The sequence below is a fragment of the Stenotrophomonas sp. genome (assembly GCF_031995405.1).
Taxonomy (GTDB): Bacteria; Pseudomonadota; Gammaproteobacteria; order Xanthomonadales; family Xanthomonadaceae; genus Stenotrophomonas.
Genome location: NZ_DAMAGC010000084.1, coordinates 1 through 17,853, shown reverse-complemented (window position 1 = coordinate 17,853; position 17,853 = coordinate 1). Strand labels below are relative to the sequence as shown.

Below are 17,853 nucleotides of genomic sequence, written 5' to 3'. Positions count from 1 at the left end.
ATGCTCCAGCACGGGCAGCCGGTCAGCGACCCACCTCGTGATCAGCCCGGCGCCTGAGCCCTGGCGGTGGCATCGGCCTGCGCAAGTGCCACGGCCTGCCGACGCTGGTGACCCTGCATCACCGACAACCCGGCCAACAGCGCAACGATGGTCACGTAGAAGCTGGCGGTGATCTGGTGGGCGAACATCGACTGGGTGATCCCGCACAGCACGTACGCCACCACGATCATGATCCCGGCCGCCGCCGGACCGCGGAAGGTGGTCTCGCCGCTACGCCGGTGCAGACCCACGAACACCCATAGCGGCACGCCATAGACCGCCAGCAACAGCAGCAGCCCCGGTATCCCCTGCGTGGCCGACCACTCGGCCAGGTCGTTATGCGCATGGCCCAGGTGGCAGCGCAGTTCGTTGGGATCCTCGCGGCACACCGGCAGGCGCTGCATGGCGCTGTCGAAGTGGCCGATCCCCACCCCGGTCAGGGGATGGTCCATGAAGGTCTCGTAGGCCACCTGCAGCCGTTCCACCCGGGCGCCGGCGGAGGAGTCGCTGTCGCCCCGCTCCATCCGCACCACGTCATGCTTGAGTTCGGTCAGGCGCACCTGCTCGCGCAGGCTCGGGATGGTCAGGGCCAGCGCGGCGGCGATCGCCACCAGGCCGGTCAACACGCCCAGCCGTGCCGGCCCGGTGCGCCAGCGCAGGCTCATCGCCATCACCGCCAGCAGCGCCAGCAACGCCAGCCACACCCCGCGGCTGCCGCTGAGCACGATGGTCACGCAACCGGCGACCATGCCCACGATCACCCAGCTCCAGCGCCGGTGCGGGCGGCAGAACACCAGCAGCACCATCAGCACCAGCACGATGTCCGCCAGCACGATGGCATTGGTGCTCAGGTCGGCGCGCGGGGCACCGCCCGCCACCTGCATGATCGCCAACACCATCGTACCCAGCAGGCCGACCAGCGCCCCGCCCCACAGCCAGCGCAGCTCGGGCCGGAACGCGCAGACCCACAGCGCCAGCCACGGAATCACCGCGAACCGCGAGCGATTGTCGATGTCGCGCAGGCCCTGGTCGAACAGATACATCGACAACAGCGCAAGGCCGATTGCCGCCAGCATCATCCAGGTCAGGGCCATCACCGGCCGCCCGGCCAGATGGCGCGCACGCCACAACAGCTCCGGCGCCAGCAGCGTACTGAGCAGCAGCACGACGCCGTAGGGCAGCAGGTTCTGCGGCACGGTCAGGATCAGCGCGGGCAGGCAGAACAGCCCCAGGTTGGCCATCTGATGGGCAATCCGGCCCCGTCCCTGCAATGGCGGCAGGGAAACCTCGGACGGCAGGGACACGGTGTTGTGCTTCATTGCCACTCTCGACCACACACAGGCATGCATGCCCCTGGAATCCTCGGACGCAACCGGCGTCCACGGGCATGGCGCACGCGCCGGGCAGCACGCGCCCCATTATGCGTCTCAATCTTCATCGCCATCGATCCTGTGCAGCGCGCGTTCGCGCTCGGCCTCGGCGGACGTCGCCTCGCACGGGCCGTGGATGTCGCTGGCCTTCACCAGCCACCAACGGCGGCGGTTGGCGACCCCGGCCAGCTCGGCCGTGTCGCGATCCACGCAGCCCAGCAGCGCATCCTCCTGCACCACCAGCCAACGCCGTGACGGCTCGGCCGCCTGCCAGGCCACGCCATCGCGCAGCTGCCGGTCCCACCGACGGTTGAAGCCAAAGGTGGTGGCCGGCCGGTCGGCCATCAGCAGGTTCTGCTCCTTCCATGCCACCAGCCCCAGTTCGCCGTCGCTGCCGATGCGCTGGCCGATGTGCTGCATCAAGCCGCGCGCGGAACTGGAATCGTTGAAGAGCGGATAGCCGACCAGACCGAAGGCGACCCAGGCCATGGCCAGCGTGGCCACCACGGCCAGATGGAAACGGCGCACCCCGGCCACGCACAGGCTCATGACCGCCCAGCAGCCCAGGGCCACGCCCACCCAGCCCAGCGCGGAGGTCAGCGCGGTGTCGATGCCGCGCTCCAGGATGAGCTTGCTCTCAAAGCCGGGCTGGCCGGTCAACATCGCAATACCGGCGCCGAGCAGGCCCAGCGCCAACAGAGCGACGAAACCGCCCAGCAGCCACTGCACGCCGCGACGGCGCAGCAGCCCCGGCAACAGCGGGGCCAGGGCCAGGCAGAACATCGGCAGCGACGGCAGGATGTAGACATCGCGCTTGCCGTGCGGAATCGAGAAGAACAGCACGATCAGCAGCCACCAGCCCAGCAACACCAGGTAGCGCGGGTCGCGCCGACGCAGGCGCCGCCACCAGGCTGGCACCGCCCACGGCAGGACCAGGAATGCCGGCACCCACATCGATGGCATCGTGCCCAGGAAGTACCACCACGGCTGGTGGTGGTCCCAGGACTGTGCATAGCGCTTGGCGGTCTGCCGGAACAGGATGTCGTCCATGTAGCCGCGATACTCGGCCGAACCACTGCCGGTGGCGGCCAGCACCATCGGCAGCAGCCACAGCAGCACCGCCAGCGCGAATGCCAGCGGCCCCAGCCAGAAGCGCCAGTCGCGCACGTGCAGCCGCACCCGCGGCCAACCCAGCACCGAGGCCAGCGCTGCCGGCAGGATCATCAGCAGCGCGATCACCCCTACCCCCTTGGTGATCACCCCCAGCCCGGCGGCGAACCAGCCCAGCCACCACCAGCGCCACGCCGGCCCGCACAGCAGGTGGCGCAGCAGGCCGTAGTTGGCCAGGGTGATGAAGAACACCACCAGCGGATCGATCTGTGCCTTCTTGGCCTGGAAGGTGAACTGGACGGCGAACAGCAGCGCCCAGGCCGCATACAGCCCGACCCGGCGCGTCCACAGCCGCCGGCCCAGGTCGTACACGCAGGCCAGCGTGCCCAGCGCAGCCAGCAGCGAGGGCAGCAGGAACGCCACCCGCCAGTTGCCGAACAGGCTGTAGAACACCGCCTGCGCCCACATCAGCATGGGTGGCTTGTCCGAGTACAGCTCGGTGCCGCGATGCGGGAACAGCCAGTCGCCGCTGAGCACCATCTGTTTGGCGACCAGCGCAAAGCGCGGCTCGTCCGAGGGCCAGGGATCACGCATGCCCAGACCGGTACCGAGGACCAGCAGGGCCATCAACGCAAGCAACCAGAACTCTCGGGACGCGCGGGTATTGAGCATGGGGCGCATGTCTAGCGGTATTGGATCAGCCCTTTTTTAACAGACGCGCGTAGAAGAAACCGTCTGCACCTTCTTCACCCGGCAGGCGCTGGCGCCCGGCCCACGAGTCGTGGCCGAAGCGTTCGTCCAAGGGCAGGAAGCCTGCGCGGGGGGTGCGCTGGAGGAAATCTTCGACCTGGAACTGGTTCTCTTCGCGCAGGATCGAGCATGTCGCATACAACAGGGTGCCGCCGGGGGCGAGCATCCGGAAGCAGGCATCCAGCAGGCGCGCCTGCAGCGCCACCAGCGCCTCGATATCGGTCGCGCGGCGGTGCAGCAGCACGTCGGGCTGGCGGCGGATGATGCCGGTGGCCGAGCACGGCGCGTCCAGCAGGATGCAGTCGAACGGCTGCCCGTCCCACCAGTTGTCCGGATCGGTGGCGTCGGCAGCCAGCACCTGGGCCTGCGCACCCACGCCGGTGCGCGCGAAGGTCTCGCTGATGCGTTTGAGGCGGCGCGGATCGATGTCCAGCGCCAGCAGCTGCAGGGTCGGATCGCGCTCGAGCAGGTGCGCGGACTTGCCACCGGGGGCGGCGCAGGCATCGAGCACCCGCGCGCCGGTGCGCGGCGCCAGGGCGTCGGCAACCTGCTGGGCCGACAGATCCTGCACCGACAGCGCACCCTCGGCGAACCCGGGCAGCGCCGATACGGCCACCGGCACCGGCAGGCAGATCGCATCGCTGCCCAGCGCCGAGGCCTCGGCGGCAATGCCGGCGGCGGCGAGGCGGTCGAGCATGCTGTCGCGGGTGCCGTGCTGACGGTTGACCCGCAGCCACAGCGGCGCGGCCACCAGGCTGGCACTGAACACGGCGTCAGCCTGTTCCGGCCAGTCCTGCTCGACCTTCGCCGCCAGCCAGTCCGGGAACGCGTCGCGCGCCGGCGCACGCGGGATGCCGTCGCGCTGGGCGCGGCGCAGCAGGGCATTGACCATGCCGGCCTGGCGGTCGCGGCCCATCGCCCGCGCCGCTTCCACCGTGGCCGACAACGCCGCGTGGGCCGGAAGATCGAGCGCGTCGAGCTGGGCGAAGCCGACCAGCAACAGCGCGCGCAGTTCATCCTCGCGCACGCTCAACGGACGCTGCATCCACTGCGCCAGCGCTGCGTCGTAGGCCCCACGGCGGCGCAGCACGGCAAAGCACAGCGCCTCCAGCAGCGCGCGGTCGCGGCTGTCGTCCAGCTGCGGCAGCGCGTGGGTCAGCTCGGCCTTGAGCGAGCGGCCACGGCCGATCACCTGGGCCAGCACCTTGGCGGCGAGCACCCGGGTAGGCACGCCCGGTGCCATGGCCGCGCGCGGGGCCGCCTTGTTGTCACGGGTCTGGGTCATCTCAGGCGCCCACGACCAGGTCACGGCGCGCATTGAGGTAATCGGCGGCGGTAATCGCCTTGCCACCCTCGCGTTGCAGCACGCGCAGGCGCAGCGCGCCCTGGCCGCAGGCGATGTCGATGCCCTCGCGCGACGCGGCCAGCAGGGTGCCCGGCGCCTTGCCCTGGTTGTCCGGCAGGGCCACCGCGCCATGGATGCGCACGCGTTCGCCGGCCAGGGTCGCCTCGGCGATCGGCCACGGGTTGAAGGCACGCACGGTGCGCTCCAGCGCCTGGGCGTCCTGCGCCCAGTCCAGCCGCGCTTCGGCCTTGTCCAGTTTGTGCGCGTAGGTGACCCCGGCCTCCGGCTGCGGCTGGGCGATCGGCTTGATTCCCGCGCGCAGCAGGCCCAGGCCATCGGACAGCACCTGCGCGCCCAGTTCCGCCAGGCGATCGTGCAGGTGGCCGCCGGTGTCGCTGGCGCCGATCGCGACATGCTGCCTGAGCAGCACCGGGCCGGTGTCCAGGCCCGCCTCCATCTGCATCAGGCACACGCCGCTCTCGGTGTCGCCGGCCTGGATCGCGCGCTGGATCGGCGCAGCGCCGCGCCAGCGCGGCAGCAGCGAGGCGTGCACGTTCCAGCAGCCGTGGGTCGGGATGGCCAGCACGGCCTTGGGCAGGATCAGCCCGTAGGCCACCACCACCATCAGGTCCGGCTGCAGGTCGCGCAGCTGCTGCTGGGCTTCGGGGGTCTTCAGGGTTTCCGGCTGGAACACCGGGATGCCACGTGCGATCGCCTCCAGCTTCACCGGCGAGGGCATCAGCCCGCGCCCGCGTCCGGCCGGGCGGTCCGGCTGGGTGTACACGGCCACCACTTCATGGTGGCGCGCCGCCACGCGCAGCGAGGACACGGCGAACTCCGGCGTACCGGCAAAGACAATCTTCATGGCAACCCCACTTGCAGAAAGTAAAACGGCGCCGGTGGCCGGCGCCGAACAACCGGGTGCGGCGCGCGGTCAGCCCGCGCGGCCGTGCCCGTGGCCATCTCAGGCAACGTGCTTGCGCTGCTTGGCCAGCTTCTTGCGCACCATCTCGCGCTTGAGCGGCGAGAGGTAGTCGATGAACAGCTTGCCGTCCAGATGGTCCATCTCGTGCTGGATGCACACGGCCAGCACGCCATCGGTGGTCAGCTCCTGGGGCTGGCCCTGGCGGTCGAGGTAACGCACCGTGATGTCGTTGGCGCGGGTCACATCGGCAAAGATGCCCGGCACCGACAGGCAGCCCTCCTGGTAGACCTGGCCGCCTTCGCTGGCCACGATCTCCGGGTTGATGAACACCCGCGGGGTGTCCTTCTCTTCACTGACGTCGATGACCATGAAGCGCTTGTGCACGTCCACCTGGCTGGCGGCCAGGCCGATGCCCGGGGCGTCGTACATGGTGTGGAACATGTTGTCGATAAGTTCCTGGAACGCCGGGGTGGTCACTTCGGCAGGTTCGAGCAGCGCAGCCTTGGTGCGCAGGCGCGGGTCGGGGAACTCGAGGATAGGCAGGATAGCCATGGCAAATACCGGTAGGGGGCGCCGGTCAAAGCGGCGTACGTCGCAATTCTATCGCCAACGCTTGCCCTGCGCCCCGGTTTCTGGACTATAGTGCGGGCACCTGTTGGGGAATCAGGCACCACACCTATGTTTGAACGTACTCGTACGGTCGTCGCCGTGGCGATGTTGACCGTCGCCACCTATGCTACCGCCGTTGAAGTGAATGGCGGGCACCCGGATACCTACGTCGTCCGCAAGGGCGATACCTTGTGGGACATTTCCGCGCGCTTCCTGAAAAAGCCGTGGTTGTGGCCAGAGATCTGGCAGGCCAATCCGCAGGTCAAGAACCCGCATCTCATCTACCCGGGCGACGTACTGAGCCTGGCCTATCTGGACCGCGTCGTGGCCCAGCCCGGCCCGCGCCAGGAAGCCCCGATCAATGCGATCCCGCTGGATCAGGTCGAACCGTTCCTGAAACAGCTCAGCGTGGTCGATGAGATCAAGTCGCTGCCGTTCGTGGCCGGCCTGGAAGACAACCGCCTGCGTGCCACCAATGGCCAGGTCGCCTACGTGCGCGGACTGGACGGGGCGCAAGTGGGCCAGCGCTACGCGGTGGTCCGTCCGACCGTCCGCTACGCCCTGCCCAAGCCGACCGAAGAGCTGACCGCCCGCGGTGAGGTCACGCCCGGCAGCGGCAACGTCTGGAAGAACTACTTCGTGCCCAGCAAGCGCAACCAGACGCTGGGTTACGAACTGGCCCAGGTCAACATCGGCACGGTCACCAAGGTCGCCTCCGGCGACGTCGATGTGACCACGATCGCCCTGCAGACCCAGATCGGCGCGCGTGAAGTGCGCAATGGCGATCGCCTGGTGCCGGTCGAAGCCACCCCCTACGACCTGCAGTTCTTCCCGCATGTCCCGGCTGCCCAGAGCGAAGGCCTGGACATCCGCGTGTTGGCGGTGACGGACATGTTCCTGTCCGGGGGACCGCGCGATGTCATCGCCATTTCCGCCGGCAGCGCCAATGGCATCGACAACGGCACCGTGGTGTCGCTGTGGCGCCAGGGCCGCCACGTGGCCAACACGATGAAGTACCCCGGTTCGTCGCGGATGGACGATTCGCTGACCGACGGCGCCGGCCGGATCACCCTGCCGGACGAGTATGCCGCCCATGCGATGGTGTTCCGCACCTTCGACAAGGTCAGCTATGCGCTGGTGATGCAGGGGGTCAAGCCGGTCATGGTCGGTTACGCGGCCAAGCATCCCGACGCGCAGTAACGCGGCAATTCCTTACGCAACACTCCGACGGCGCCCCAGGGCGCCGTCGGCGTATGCGGCCTAGCCTGAGGGGATGAACCCCCTTCTCACCGACGATGCCGACGCGGTGCTGCGCCTGGCCCTGGCCGGCGGCAGCGTGCCCTCGCGGCGCCGCCTGCTGGAGCAGCACGGCGATGCCGGCCGGGCCCTTCGCGCCGGCCCCATGGCCTGGCGCGCGGCCGGTTGCAGCCCCGGCCAGTGCAGCCGCCTGGCCGCCCCCGATCCCGCCCTGCTGGCCCGCGCGCAGGCATGGCTGGCCGAACCGGACCACCACCTGCTGTCCATCACCAGCGAGGACTACCCGGTGCTGCTGCGCCACCAGCCCGAGGCGCCGCCGGGCCTGTTCGTGCAGGGCGACCCGGCTGCGCTGTGGCATCCCGGGGTGGCCGTGGTCGGCAGCCGCACCCCGTCCCCCAGCGGTGCCGAGCTCGCCGCGGAATTCGCCGGCGCGTTGGCGCGCAGTGGCCTGTCCGTGATCAGCGGGCTGGCCGCCGGGGTCGATGCGCGGGCGCATGACGCTGCGCTGCGGGTACCGGAGGGTGTGACGGTGGCGGTGGTCGCCACCGGCCTGGACCAGACCTATCCGCCCGCCCATGCCAAATTGCAGTCGCGGATCGCCGCGCGTGCGGCCGTGGTGAGCGAGTACCCGCCCGGAATAGCGCCGAAGGCGCATCAGTTCCCGGCCCGCAACCGGCTCATCGCCGGCCTGGCGCTGGGCACGCTGGTGATCGAGGCCGCCCATCGCTCCGGCGCGCTGATCACGGCGCGACTGGCGGCCGAGGCCGGCCGCGAGGTCTTCGCCGTGCCTGGCTCGGTACGCAATCCCCGGGCCCGCGGTTGCCACCGGCTGATCCGTGAGGGTGCCCAGCTGGTGGAGCACCCTGACGAAGTGATCGCCGGGCTGACCGCGCTGGCGGGCAGCCTCGGCCAGGCCTTGCGAAGCCGGCTGGGCGCCCCCACTGAACAGGCACGACCCGCGCCGCGAGGCGCCCCTCCCTTCTCCGACCCGGACTACCAGCGCTTGTGGCAGGCACTGGATGACAACCCAACGGGTATGGATTCATTGATCCAGCGCAGCGGATTGACGACGGCCCAGCTGTCGGCCATGCTGCTGATCATGGAACTGGATGGAAAGGTGGTTTCCCATTACGGGCACTACTGTCGAAAACCCTAGTTTCTTCACCTCCACAGCGTCGTTGACGCAGGCCGAGGGGCAATGAAAGAGAGCATTCTGGATGTCCTGCTGTACCTGTTCGAACATTATTTCAGCGAGGATCCGGACCTTGTCCGTGACCGCGACACCCTCCAGAACAGCCTGATACAGGCCGGCTTCAGCCCCACCGAAATCAAGAAGGCGTTCGACTGGCTCGATGCCCTGGCCGACCAGCGGCCGGCCGTGACCCTGGCCCGGGTCGATGGCCCGGTGCGCATCTATCACGGCCCGGAGCTGGACAAGCTTGACGTCGAAGGGCGTGGTTTCCTGATGTTCCTGGAGCAGCACGGCATCCTCGACGCCAACCAGCGCGAGCTGGTGCTGGACCGGGCGATGGCGCTGGACCAGGACGAACTGGACCTGGACGACCTCAAGTGGGTGGTGCTGATGGTGCTGTTCAACCAGCCCGGCTCCGAGGCGGCGTACGCCTGGATGGAAACCCAGATGTTCATCGACGAACCGGAACCGCTCCACTGACCGTACACTGGGCACCTTGCGCATTCAGGAGCGTGCCGTGGGCCAGTGGTTCTATGCAGAAGGAAATCGCCAGCAGCGTGGGCCGCTGGCGTCTGACGAGCTGATCGCGCTTTACCAGTCCAGCCGTATCGCCGCCGATACGCTGGTCTGGCGCGACGGCATGGCGCAGTGGCAACCGCTGCGCGAGGTCGCCGACGAGATCGGCCTGGTGCTGGTGCCGCCACCGGCCAGCGAACCCGATCCCGTCATCCAGGCCGATATCGACAGCGTGGGCGTGCCCGTGGAGCCGGCTGTACCGGTGCCACCGCAGATCCCTGCGTCGGTTCCACCGGTGGCGATGCCGCCGTCGACCGCTCCCCTCGCCACTGGCACGGTGCCCCCGCGCAAGGGCCTGTCCGGCTGCGCGATTGCAGGCCTGGTGGCCGGTGTGTGCGTGCTGGTGCTGGTCGGCATTGCCGGCATCCTCGCCGCGATCGCCTTGCCGGCCTATCAGGAATACACGCTGCGCGCGAAAACCACGCAGGCCGTCGAGGAACTGTCACCGATCAAGGTGCAGATGGTCGACTTCATCTCCACCAACGGGCGCTGCCCGGTGAACGCCGATGAGGGCTTCCAGGCCGCCGAAGACTATGCGAGCGGCGCGCTGACGGCGGTGCATATCGGGCGCTTCGACAACAGCCATTGCGGCATCGAAGCGGCATTGTCGGTGCCCGCCCAGACCAAGCTGGACGGCAAGCTGTTGTGGCTGGATTACGACCCGGACCAGCAGCACTGGACATGCACGTCCGAAGCGGACGACAAATACCTGCCGCTCGATTGCCGCGGCTGAAACCGGACCGATGTCCATGGAAGAATCAAAGGGGATTGAAGCAATGACCGAGTGGTATTTCGCCGATGGCCAGGAACGCCAGGGCCCGTTGACCGCCGATGAGCTGCGCCTGCGTTTCCAGCGCGCGCAGATCAACCTGGCCACGCTGGTGTGGCGCGAAGGCTATCCGCAGTGGAAGCCGTTGTCTGAAGCGGTGGACGAGCTGCAGCTGCAGAACCTGTCCAGCGCGGCCGAGAACCTCGGCAGCGGCTTCGACCTGCGCGGCGATTACACCGCCATCGACAACGGCACCGCGCCGTTGCCCGGTACCGGGGGCGGCACCCATTCCCCGTACACCGCCCCGGCCGCCAGCAGCTATGCCGGCACGGCGGTGGTCAGTGGCGGCGACGTGGTCTATGCCGGCTTCTGGAAGCGCTTTGCCAGCTACTTCATCGATTCCCTGGTGGTCGGTGTGATCAACGTCCCGATCAGCCTGATCTTCAACGGCATCGGCGCGGTGTCGGGGAACGAATCGGTGGGCGTGGTGATGAGCCTGCTGGCGATGCTGGCCAGCCTGGCCGTGGGCATCGCCTACTACGCCGGCTTCCATGCCTCGGCGGGCGGCGCGACGCTGGGCAAGATGGCCGTGGGCATCAAGGTGGTGCGCGGCAACGGCGAACGCCTCACCCTGGGGCGCGGTATCGGCCGCTACTTCGGTTTCATCCTGAGCAGCCTGACCCTGATGATCGGTTTCATCATGGCCGCCTTCACCGAGCGCAAGCAGGCCCTGCACGACATGATCTGCGACACGGTGGTGGTCGACAAATGGGCCTACACCGAGAACGAACACCTGCAGGAACCGGGCCTGGGCACCGTCACCATCGTGATTCTGGTCATTTCCGGCGTGGCCACCGTGGCCGCCATCGGACTGGGCATCGCCATGATCGGGGTCATCGCCAGCTCGATGTCCTGAGCGGACCCTCACACCGGGCCGCTTGACACGGGCGGCTCGGTCGTGATTCCTCTAATAAGAGAAAGAAGCTGAACGCCCGGCGCATACCCGGGCGTTCAGTTTATGGATATCGCCCGCTGCCCTTCACTAATGCGGCCATTTGCTCCACCCTAGCGCCCTCCCCCGGGCCGCTGCCCAAAGAAATAACTGACATGCCCAAGCACCTGCTCATCGTCGAATCGCCCGCCAAGGCCAAGACGATCAACAAATACCTCGGCAAGGACTTCACTGTCCTGGCCTCGTATGGGCATGTGCGCGACCTGGTGCCGAAGGAAGGCGCGGTCGACCCGAACAACAACTTCGCGATGCGCTACGACCTCATCGAGAAGAACGAGAAGCACGTCGATGCCATCGTCAAGGCTGCCAAGAGCGCCGACGACATCTTCCTGGCGACCGATCCGGATCGCGAGGGTGAGGCGATCAGCTGGCACATCGCCGAAATCCTGAAGGAACGCGGCCTGGTCAAGGACAAGCCGATGCAGCGGGTGGTCTTCACCGAGATCACCCCGCGCGCCATCAAGGAAGCGATGGGCCATCCGCGCGAGATCGCCGGCGACCTGGTCGATGCCCAGCAGGCGCGCCGCGCGCTGGACTACCTGGTCGGCTTCAACCTCTCCCCGGTGCTGTGGCGCAAGGTGCAGCGCGGCCTGTCCGCCGGCCGCGTGCAGAGCCCGGCGCTGCGCATGATCGTCGAGCGCGAGGAAGAGATCGAGGCCTTCATCGCCCGCGAGTACTGGAGCATCGATGCCGCCTGTGCGCATCCGTCGCAGCCGTTCAACGCACGACTGATCAAGCTGGACGGGCAGAAATTCGAACAGTTCACCGTGACCGACGGCGACACCGCCGAAGCGGCTCGCCTGCGCATCCAGCAGGCGGCGCAGGGCGCCCTGCACGTCACCGACGTGGCCAGCAAGGAGCGCAAGCGCCGCCCGGCCCCGCCATTCACCACCTCCACGCTGCAGCAGGAGGCCTCGCGCAAGCTGGGCTTCACCACCCGCAAGACCATGCAGGTGGCGCAGAAGCTGTACGAAGGCGTGGCCATCGGCGAGGAAGAAGGCACCGTTGGCCTGATCTCGTACATGCGTACCGACTCGGTCAACCTGTCCCAGGATGCGTTGGCCGAGATCCGCGACGTGATCGCCCGCGATTACGGCATCGCCTCGCTGCCCGACCAGCCCAACACCTACCAGACCAAGTCCAAGAACGCCCAGGAAGCGCATGAAGCCGTGCGCCCGACCTCGGCGCTGCGCACCCCGGCACAGGTCGCCCGCTTCCTCACCGACGACGAGCGCAAGCTGTACGAGCTGATCTGGAAGCGCGCGGTGGCCTGCCAGATGATCCCGGCCACGCTCAACACGGTCAGCGTGGATCTGTCGGCCGGCAGCGAGCATGTGTTCCGCGCCAGTGGCACCACCGTGGTGGTGCCCGGCTTCCTGGCCGTCTACGAAGAAGGCAAGGACAACAAGAGCGCCGAGGACGACGACGAAGGCCGCAAGCTGCCGGCGATGAAGCCCGGCGACCGCGTGCCGCTCGAGCGCATCGTGGCCGACCAGCACTTCACCCAGCCGCCGCCGCGCTTCACTGAAGCGGCGCTGGTCAAGGCGCTGGAAGAATACGGCATCGGCCGTCCGTCGACCTACGCCTCGATCATCCAGACCCTGCTGTTCCGCAAGTACGTGGAAATGGAAGGCCGCAGCTTCCGCCCGTCCGATGTCGGCCGTGCGGTGTCCAAGTTCCTGTCCAGCCACTTCACCCAGTACGTGGACTACGACTTCACCGCCAAGCTCGAAGACGAACTCGATGCCGTCTCGCGTGGCGAAGAGGACTGGATTCCGTTGATGGCCCGCTTCTGGGACCCCTTCAACAAGCTGGTGGTGGAAAAGAACGAATCGGTCGACCGTGCCGAAGCCAGTGGCGCGCGCGAGCTCGGCACCGATCCCAAGACCGGCAAGCCGGTCAGCGTCCGGCTGGGCCGCTTCGGGCCGTACGCGGCCATCGGCAGCACCGCCGAGGATGCCGAGGACAAGCCCAAGTTCGCCTCGCTGCGTCCGGGCCAGTCCATGCACACCATTGCCCTGGAAGACGCGCTGGAGCTGTTCCTGATGCCGCGCGCGCTGGGCCAGGACAAGGATGAGGATGTCAGCGTCGGCATCGGCCGCTTCGGCCCGTTCGCCAAGCGTGGCAGCACCTACGCCTCGCTGAAGAAGGAGGATGATCCCTACACCATCGACCTGGCCCGGGCGGTCTTCCTGATCGAGGAAAAGGAAGAGATCGCACGCAACCGGATCATCAAGGAATTCGAGGGCAGCGAGATCCAGGTGCTGAACGGACGCTTCGGTCCGTACATCAGCGACGGCAAGATGAACGGCAAGATCCCCAAGGATCGCGAGCCGGCGTCGCTTACCCTGGCCGACGTGCAGCAGCTGATGGAAGAAACCGGCAAGCCGGTGCGCAAGGGCTTCGGCAAGAAGGCCACCAAGAAGGTCGCCGCCAAGAAGGCCCCGGCCAGGAAGGCAGCGGGCGAGACGGTGAAGAAGGCGGCGGTCAAGAAGACCGCCACCAAGAAGACCGCGGTGAAGAAGGCGGCCAAGAAGGCCCCGGCGAAGAAGGCCGCCAAGAAAGCGGTGAAAAAAGCAGTCAAGAAAGCCGCTCCCTGAGCCGGCTTCGGCCGCACTGCATCTATCCCCCCGCGCCGCAGCGGGGGGATAATCCCGGCATGAACCTACTTACCCTGGATACCGCCCTGCCTGCGCTGCGCGCCGGTGGGGTGATCGCCTATCCCACCGAAGCGGTCTGGGGGCTGGGCTGCGACCCCGGCAATGCGTCGGCGGTGATGAAACTGCTGCGGATCAAACAACGTCCGGTCGAGAAAGGCATGATCCTGGTGGCGGCCGAACTGGCCCAGCTCGAGGGCTGGGTGCGCCTGCAGGCGCTGCCCGAATCGCGTCAGGCCGCCGTGCTGGCCAGTTGGCCCGGCGCGCACACCTGGATCCTGCCGGCGGGCCCGCGCGCGCCGCGCTGGATTACCGGCGAACACAGCGGCATCGCCGTGCGGATCAGCGCCCATCCGCTGGTGGCGGCGCTGTGCCGCGCCTGGGGCGGGCCGCTGGTGTCCACCAGCGCCAACCTGGCCGGCCAACCACCGGCGCGGACCCGCGCCGCACTGGATCCGGCGTTGCTGCCCCTGCTGGATGGACTGATCGACGGCGATACCGGCGGACTGGCCCAGCCAACCCCGATCCGCGACGCGCTCAGCGGCGACATCCTGCGCAGCTGAACCCGGGTTTTGCGTGCGTGCCGGCAAAGCCGCACACTGTGGCCATGCACCGACTGACCGCCCTGAGCCTGTCCCTGCTGTTGTGCGCCGGCAGCCTGCCGCTGGCCGCGCAGGATGCCGCCAATGTTCGCGTGTACCGCTGCGTGGGCAGCAACGGCGCGGTGGCGCTGCAGGACGCACCGTGCCGCGACGGTCGCCAGGAAGTGCGCGACATGCAGCGCCCGCGCGACCCGGCGCCGCGCGTGGTACGCAGCGACCGCGATCCGGACCAGGCGCCCACGCCCGCCGCGCCGCAGCGCGAGGTGCGCTACGTGCATGTGCAGCCGCCGCAGCCCCTGTACGAATGCGTGCGCGACGACGGCAGCCGTTACACCAGCGACAGCGGTGAGGGCAATCCGCGCTGGGTACCGGTGTGGACCAGCGTGTACGCCCCTTACGGCCCCGGTTACCGTCCTCCTGGCGGCGGCCGACCCCCGCCGCGGCCGCCGCCGTTGCCGCCGATCGCCCCCATGGGCGCGGGGTCGGTGCAGTCCAGCGGCGGTGCGCTCACCGTCTCCGGCGGCGGCCGCCATGGTGGGGGCAGCATCAGCATCGGCGGCGGCAGTACGCAGTGGGAAGGGGAGCGCCAGGGCTACCCCGGCACCTACACCGACACGGTGATCCCGACCGGCAACGTGCTGGTACGCGACCAGTGCACGCCATTGCCGCAGCAGGAGGTCTGCTCGCGTCTGAAGGATCGCCGCTGGGAGCTGGTGCGCCAGTACAACAGCGCATTGCAGGGCGAGCGTGATGCGCTCAGCCGCGAACAACGCGGCGTGGATGCGCGGCTGGACCGCGACTGCCGCTAGCACGTGCTTCAATGCGCAGGCGCAGTTGGCGCTTTTGATGTCAGGCATGAACCCACTCCGATGCATCCAGCTTCCGCTCCCCCTCTTCGCGCGTCGCGCCCGCTTCGCTTGACGCTGCCAACCCGCGCGTTGCTGCTGGCCGCCCTGCTGTGTGCGTCTGCCGCCGCGCTGGCCGATGACGTGGTGCTGTTCCGCTGCACCGACCCCGATGGCGCGCTGACCGTGCAGAACAAGCCGTGCCCGGCGGGCAGCGCGCAGCGCATCGAGCGCTTTGCTGCGCCCGCGTCGCGCCAGCCGCCGGCGACCGCCGACGTCGCCACCCCAGCGGCCATCGCGCCTGTGGTCGATGCGCCCGCCACGGCCGGCATGCTCCAGCACGCCCCGCTGCCGAGCCTGCAGGGCGACGTGCAGACCTCGGTGGAAGCCGAAGGCAGCGCGATCCTCGACAGCGACGTGGTGCGCCGCCAGGCGCAGCAGGAGGCGGCGGCAGCGAAGGACGCCCCAGCGGTGGCGAAGGCGCCGCTGCCGGAGATCTACCAGTGCCAGGGCAGCGACGGCAACCGCTACCTGCATGAGCGCGAGCCGGCACCGCCGCACTGCGTGCTGATGAACATCACCGCGTTGGGCGGCAACACGCCCGTCAATGCGGCCGGGTGCGAGGTGGTCCGCGATCAGTGCGAGGCCATTGCCGACGCGCAGCGGTGCAGCAGCTGGCAGCAGCGCTTCCGCGATGCACGCGGCAGCGAGCGTTTCGCCGCCCCGGAGAACAAGGCCAGGGCCATCGCCGAGCGGGAGCGGTTGCAGGCGATCCTCGCCGACAGCGATTGCGCGGTGCCCTAGCCCCAGCCGTTGCCGGGGCTCAGAACCCGTAACGCAGGAAACCGCCGTCCACCGCGATGCATTCGCCGGTGACATAGCTCGACGCCGGCAGGCACAGGAACGCCACCGCCGCAGCCACTTCTTCCGGCTCGCCGATGCGGCGCATCGGGGTGCGGTCGATCACTTCCTCGTAGTAGTCCGGGTCGGACAGCGGACCGGACGTGCGCCGGGTGCGGATGTACCACGGCGCCACCGCGTTGACCCGGATGCCGTCCTCGGCCCATTCCACTGCCAGGTTGCGGGTCATCTGGTGCATCGCCGCCTTGGTCATGCCATAGACCGCGCCACTACGCACGTGAGTGAGCCCGGACACGCTGCCGACATTGACGATGGCCGAGGCCGCATGCCGGGCCAGCAACGGGTGGGCGTACCGCGACAGTTCGAACGCCGAGAACAGGTTGGTCTCGAAGATGCCGCGCCACTCGTCCTCGGTGTACTCGGTGGCCGGCTTGGTGATGTTGCCGCCGGCGTTGTTGATCAGCAGGTGCAGGCCATCGCTGTGGTCTTCGACCCAGTCCAGGATCTCGCGGCGGTCTTCGTCATCGGAGACGTCGGCGGCCAGGCCATGGATCTCGCGATCGGGGAAGGCGTCGACCAGTTCATCGCGCGCCATTTCCAGCGCATCGGCATCACGGCCGACGATCAGCACGTCGGCACCGAAGCCCAGCAGTTCCCGCGCAATGGCCAGGCCGATGCCGGCACTGGCGCCGGTGATCAATGCCGTCTGTCCGTCCAGTCGCCAACGTTGCGCGCTCACATGTGTCTCCTGCGTCGGGGCGCTGCCCCATGTTGCCGGCGCGCTGCACCGTGCAACGCGTCCGGCGCAAGGATAGCGCAGCGCCCGCGCAGCGTCGGCGCACCCGCCATCACACCTGCCCTGCGCGACGGTGCGACACTGCCCTCCCCGGCCCATCGCGAGGCGCGTGCCATGAACATCCGTACTCTCCTGCCGTTGATTTCGCTGCTGGCGATTGCCGGCTGCAACCGACCGGTGCCAGCGCCGGCACCGGACAAGCCACCGGAGCCGCAGGCCACCGCACTGCGCGATGCGATGCAGAAACCGCTGGACAAGGCCAAGGCCGCGCGCGACATGCTGGAAAAGGCGCCGGACACGCGCGCCGCCGACGACGCAGACAACGACGCGCCCACAACGCCCTGATCGTTGCCCGGTAGAGCCACCCCATGGGTGGCTGCGTTTCGATCTTGCACCGCGTGCAGCCACCCATGGGGTGGCTCTACATGATCTTGCACCGCGTGCAGCCACCCATGGGGTGGCTCTACCGGGTCCGGAGCCAAAAAAAAGCCCGGCATTCGCCGGGCTTTTTCATCTCGCATCGCAGCCGGTCAGAACCCGCAGAAGCAATACGCCAGCGCCTTCACCGGGGCGCTGCCGCGCGGATCGCGGGCGGCGTCTTCGACGAAGCGCAGCTGGGTATCCAGCTCCGGCATCGAACGGGCCAGCATCAGCCGCGCCATGCCCGACTCGCCGAGCATCCACGCACCGGCATGGCTGCCGGCAAAGCCGCTCATGAACTGTGCGAACGGCGTGGCGCCCTTCTCGATGTAACGCACGCGGACCTTGTCCACGTCGCCCAGCTTGGCGCGCTTGGCCGCGTCGGCAACGGCAGCCTTGAGCCCACCAAATTCGTCCACCAGGCCACGTTCCTTGGCCTGCGCACCGCTCCACACGCGGCCGCGGGCGACTTCATCGACTGCCTCGACCGGCTTGTTGCGGGCGTCGGCGACCTTGCCGGTGAAATCGGCGTAGCCCTTGTTGATCACCGACTGGATCACTTGGCCCACGGCCGGGTCCATCGGACGGGTCATGTCGAACGCACCGGCGAAGCGGGTCGTGCCCACGCCATCGGTATGCACGCCGATCTTGTCCAGCGAACGGACCACGTTCGGGATCATGCCGAAGATGCCGATCGACCCGGTGATGGTCGAAGGAT

At 68.4% G+C, this 17,853-nt stretch carries 17 protein-coding genes; 10 read left to right on the top strand and 7 right to left on the bottom strand.

Annotated elements, in window-relative coordinates:
- Positions 1–41 precede the first annotated feature (41 nt).
- The 5 genes from RTO53_RS14140 to def all read right to left on the bottom strand — a co-directional run bounded on the left by RTO53_RS14140 (position 42) and on the right by def (position 6,091).
- A complete protein-coding gene (locus RTO53_RS14140) occupies positions 42–1,280 on the bottom strand; it encodes an O-antigen ligase (protein ID WP_312238388.1) in 1,239 nt (412 codons plus the stop codon).
- Between the two features lie 186 nt (positions 1,281–1,466).
- Positions 1,467–3,191 (bottom strand): glycosyltransferase family 39 protein, encoded by a 1,725-nt coding sequence (locus RTO53_RS14135; RefSeq protein WP_312238387.1) that lies wholly within the window; start codon positions 3,189–3,191, stop codon positions 1,467–1,469.
- 25 nt (positions 3,192–3,216) lie between these two features.
- A complete protein-coding gene (gene rsmB / locus RTO53_RS14130) occupies positions 3,217–4,554 on the bottom strand; it encodes a 16S rRNA (cytosine(967)-C(5))-methyltransferase RsmB (protein ID WP_312238386.1) in 1,338 nt (445 codons plus the stop codon).
- Position 4,555: 1 nt separating this feature from the next.
- A complete protein-coding gene (gene fmt, locus RTO53_RS14125) occupies positions 4,556–5,479 on the bottom strand; it encodes a methionyl-tRNA formyltransferase (protein WP_312238385.1) in 924 nt (307 codons plus the stop codon).
- A 99-nt stretch (positions 5,480–5,578) separates the two neighbouring features.
- Entirely contained in the window at positions 5,579–6,091 is a 513-nt protein-coding gene (gene def, locus RTO53_RS14120) for a peptide deformylase (RefSeq protein ID WP_312238384.1), read from the bottom strand.
- Positions 6,092–6,217: 126 nt separating this feature from the next.
- Here def and RTO53_RS14115 point away from each other — a divergent pair, with 126 nt between their 5' ends.
- The 9 genes from RTO53_RS14115 to RTO53_RS14075 all read left to right on the top strand — a co-directional run bounded on the left by RTO53_RS14115 (position 6,218) and on the right by RTO53_RS14075 (position 15,862).
- Complete coding sequence (locus RTO53_RS14115) at positions 6,218–7,348, top strand: LysM peptidoglycan-binding domain-containing protein (RefSeq protein WP_312238383.1); 1,131 nt, start codon at positions 6,218–6,220, stop codon at positions 7,346–7,348.
- Between the two features lie 73 nt (positions 7,349–7,421).
- The gene (gene dprA / locus RTO53_RS14110) at positions 7,422–8,561 is read left to right on the top strand and encodes a DNA-processing protein DprA (RefSeq protein WP_312238382.1); all 1,140 of its coding nucleotides are present in this window, start codon (positions 7,422–7,424) and stop codon (positions 8,559–8,561) included.
- A gap of 42 nt (positions 8,562–8,603) precedes the next feature.
- The gene (locus tag RTO53_RS14105; RefSeq protein WP_256775937.1) at positions 8,604–9,077 is read left to right on the top strand and encodes a DUF494 family protein; all 474 of its coding nucleotides are present in this window, start codon (positions 8,604–8,606) and stop codon (positions 9,075–9,077) included.
- Between the two features lie 37 nt (positions 9,078–9,114).
- On the top strand, positions 9,115–9,906 hold the full coding sequence (locus RTO53_RS14100; protein ID WP_312238381.1) for a GYF domain-containing protein: 792 nt from the start codon (positions 9,115–9,117) through the stop codon (positions 9,904–9,906).
- Positions 9,907–9,949: 43 nt separating this feature from the next.
- Positions 9,950–10,858 carry an RDD family protein gene (locus RTO53_RS14095; RefSeq protein WP_312238380.1) on the top strand — a complete coding sequence of 303 codons (909 nt, stop codon included), beginning with the start codon at positions 9,950–9,952 and terminating at the stop codon, positions 10,856–10,858.
- A gap of 191 nt (positions 10,859–11,049) precedes the next feature.
- Positions 11,050–13,554, top strand: coding sequence for a DNA topoisomerase I (locus RTO53_RS14090; protein WP_312238379.1), 2,505 nt, complete (start codon positions 11,050–11,052; stop codon positions 13,552–13,554).
- Positions 13,555–13,613: 59 nt separating this feature from the next.
- A complete protein-coding gene (locus RTO53_RS14085; protein ID WP_312238378.1) occupies positions 13,614–14,174 on the top strand; it encodes a Sua5/YciO/YrdC/YwlC family protein in 561 nt (186 codons plus the stop codon).
- A gap of 44 nt (positions 14,175–14,218) precedes the next feature.
- Positions 14,219–15,022 carry a DUF4124 domain-containing protein gene (locus RTO53_RS14080; RefSeq protein WP_312238377.1) on the top strand — a complete coding sequence of 268 codons (804 nt, stop codon included), beginning with the start codon at positions 14,219–14,221 and terminating at the stop codon, positions 15,020–15,022.
- Positions 15,023–15,130: 108 nt separating this feature from the next.
- Positions 15,131–15,862, top strand: coding sequence for a DUF4124 domain-containing protein (locus tag RTO53_RS14075; protein ID WP_312238376.1), 732 nt, complete (start codon positions 15,131–15,133; stop codon positions 15,860–15,862).
- Positions 15,863–15,881: 19 nt separating this feature from the next.
- Here the strand turns inward: RTO53_RS14075 and RTO53_RS14070 are convergent, their stop codons facing one another.
- Positions 15,882–16,658, bottom strand: coding sequence for an SDR family oxidoreductase (locus RTO53_RS14070; RefSeq protein ID WP_312238375.1), 777 nt, complete (start codon positions 16,656–16,658; stop codon positions 15,882–15,884).
- A gap of 171 nt (positions 16,659–16,829) precedes the next feature.
- Here RTO53_RS14070 and RTO53_RS14065 point away from each other — a divergent pair, with 171 nt between their 5' ends.
- Positions 16,830–17,060 carry a hypothetical protein gene (locus RTO53_RS14065; protein ID WP_312238374.1) on the top strand — a complete coding sequence of 77 codons (231 nt, stop codon included), beginning with the start codon at positions 16,830–16,832 and terminating at the stop codon, positions 17,058–17,060.
- Positions 17,061–17,245: 185 nt separating this feature from the next.
- Here the strand turns inward: RTO53_RS14065 and RTO53_RS14060 are convergent.
- Positions 17,246–17,853: S49 family peptidase (locus RTO53_RS14060; RefSeq protein ID WP_312238373.1), on the bottom strand; the 608-nt coding region annotated here is incomplete at its 5' end.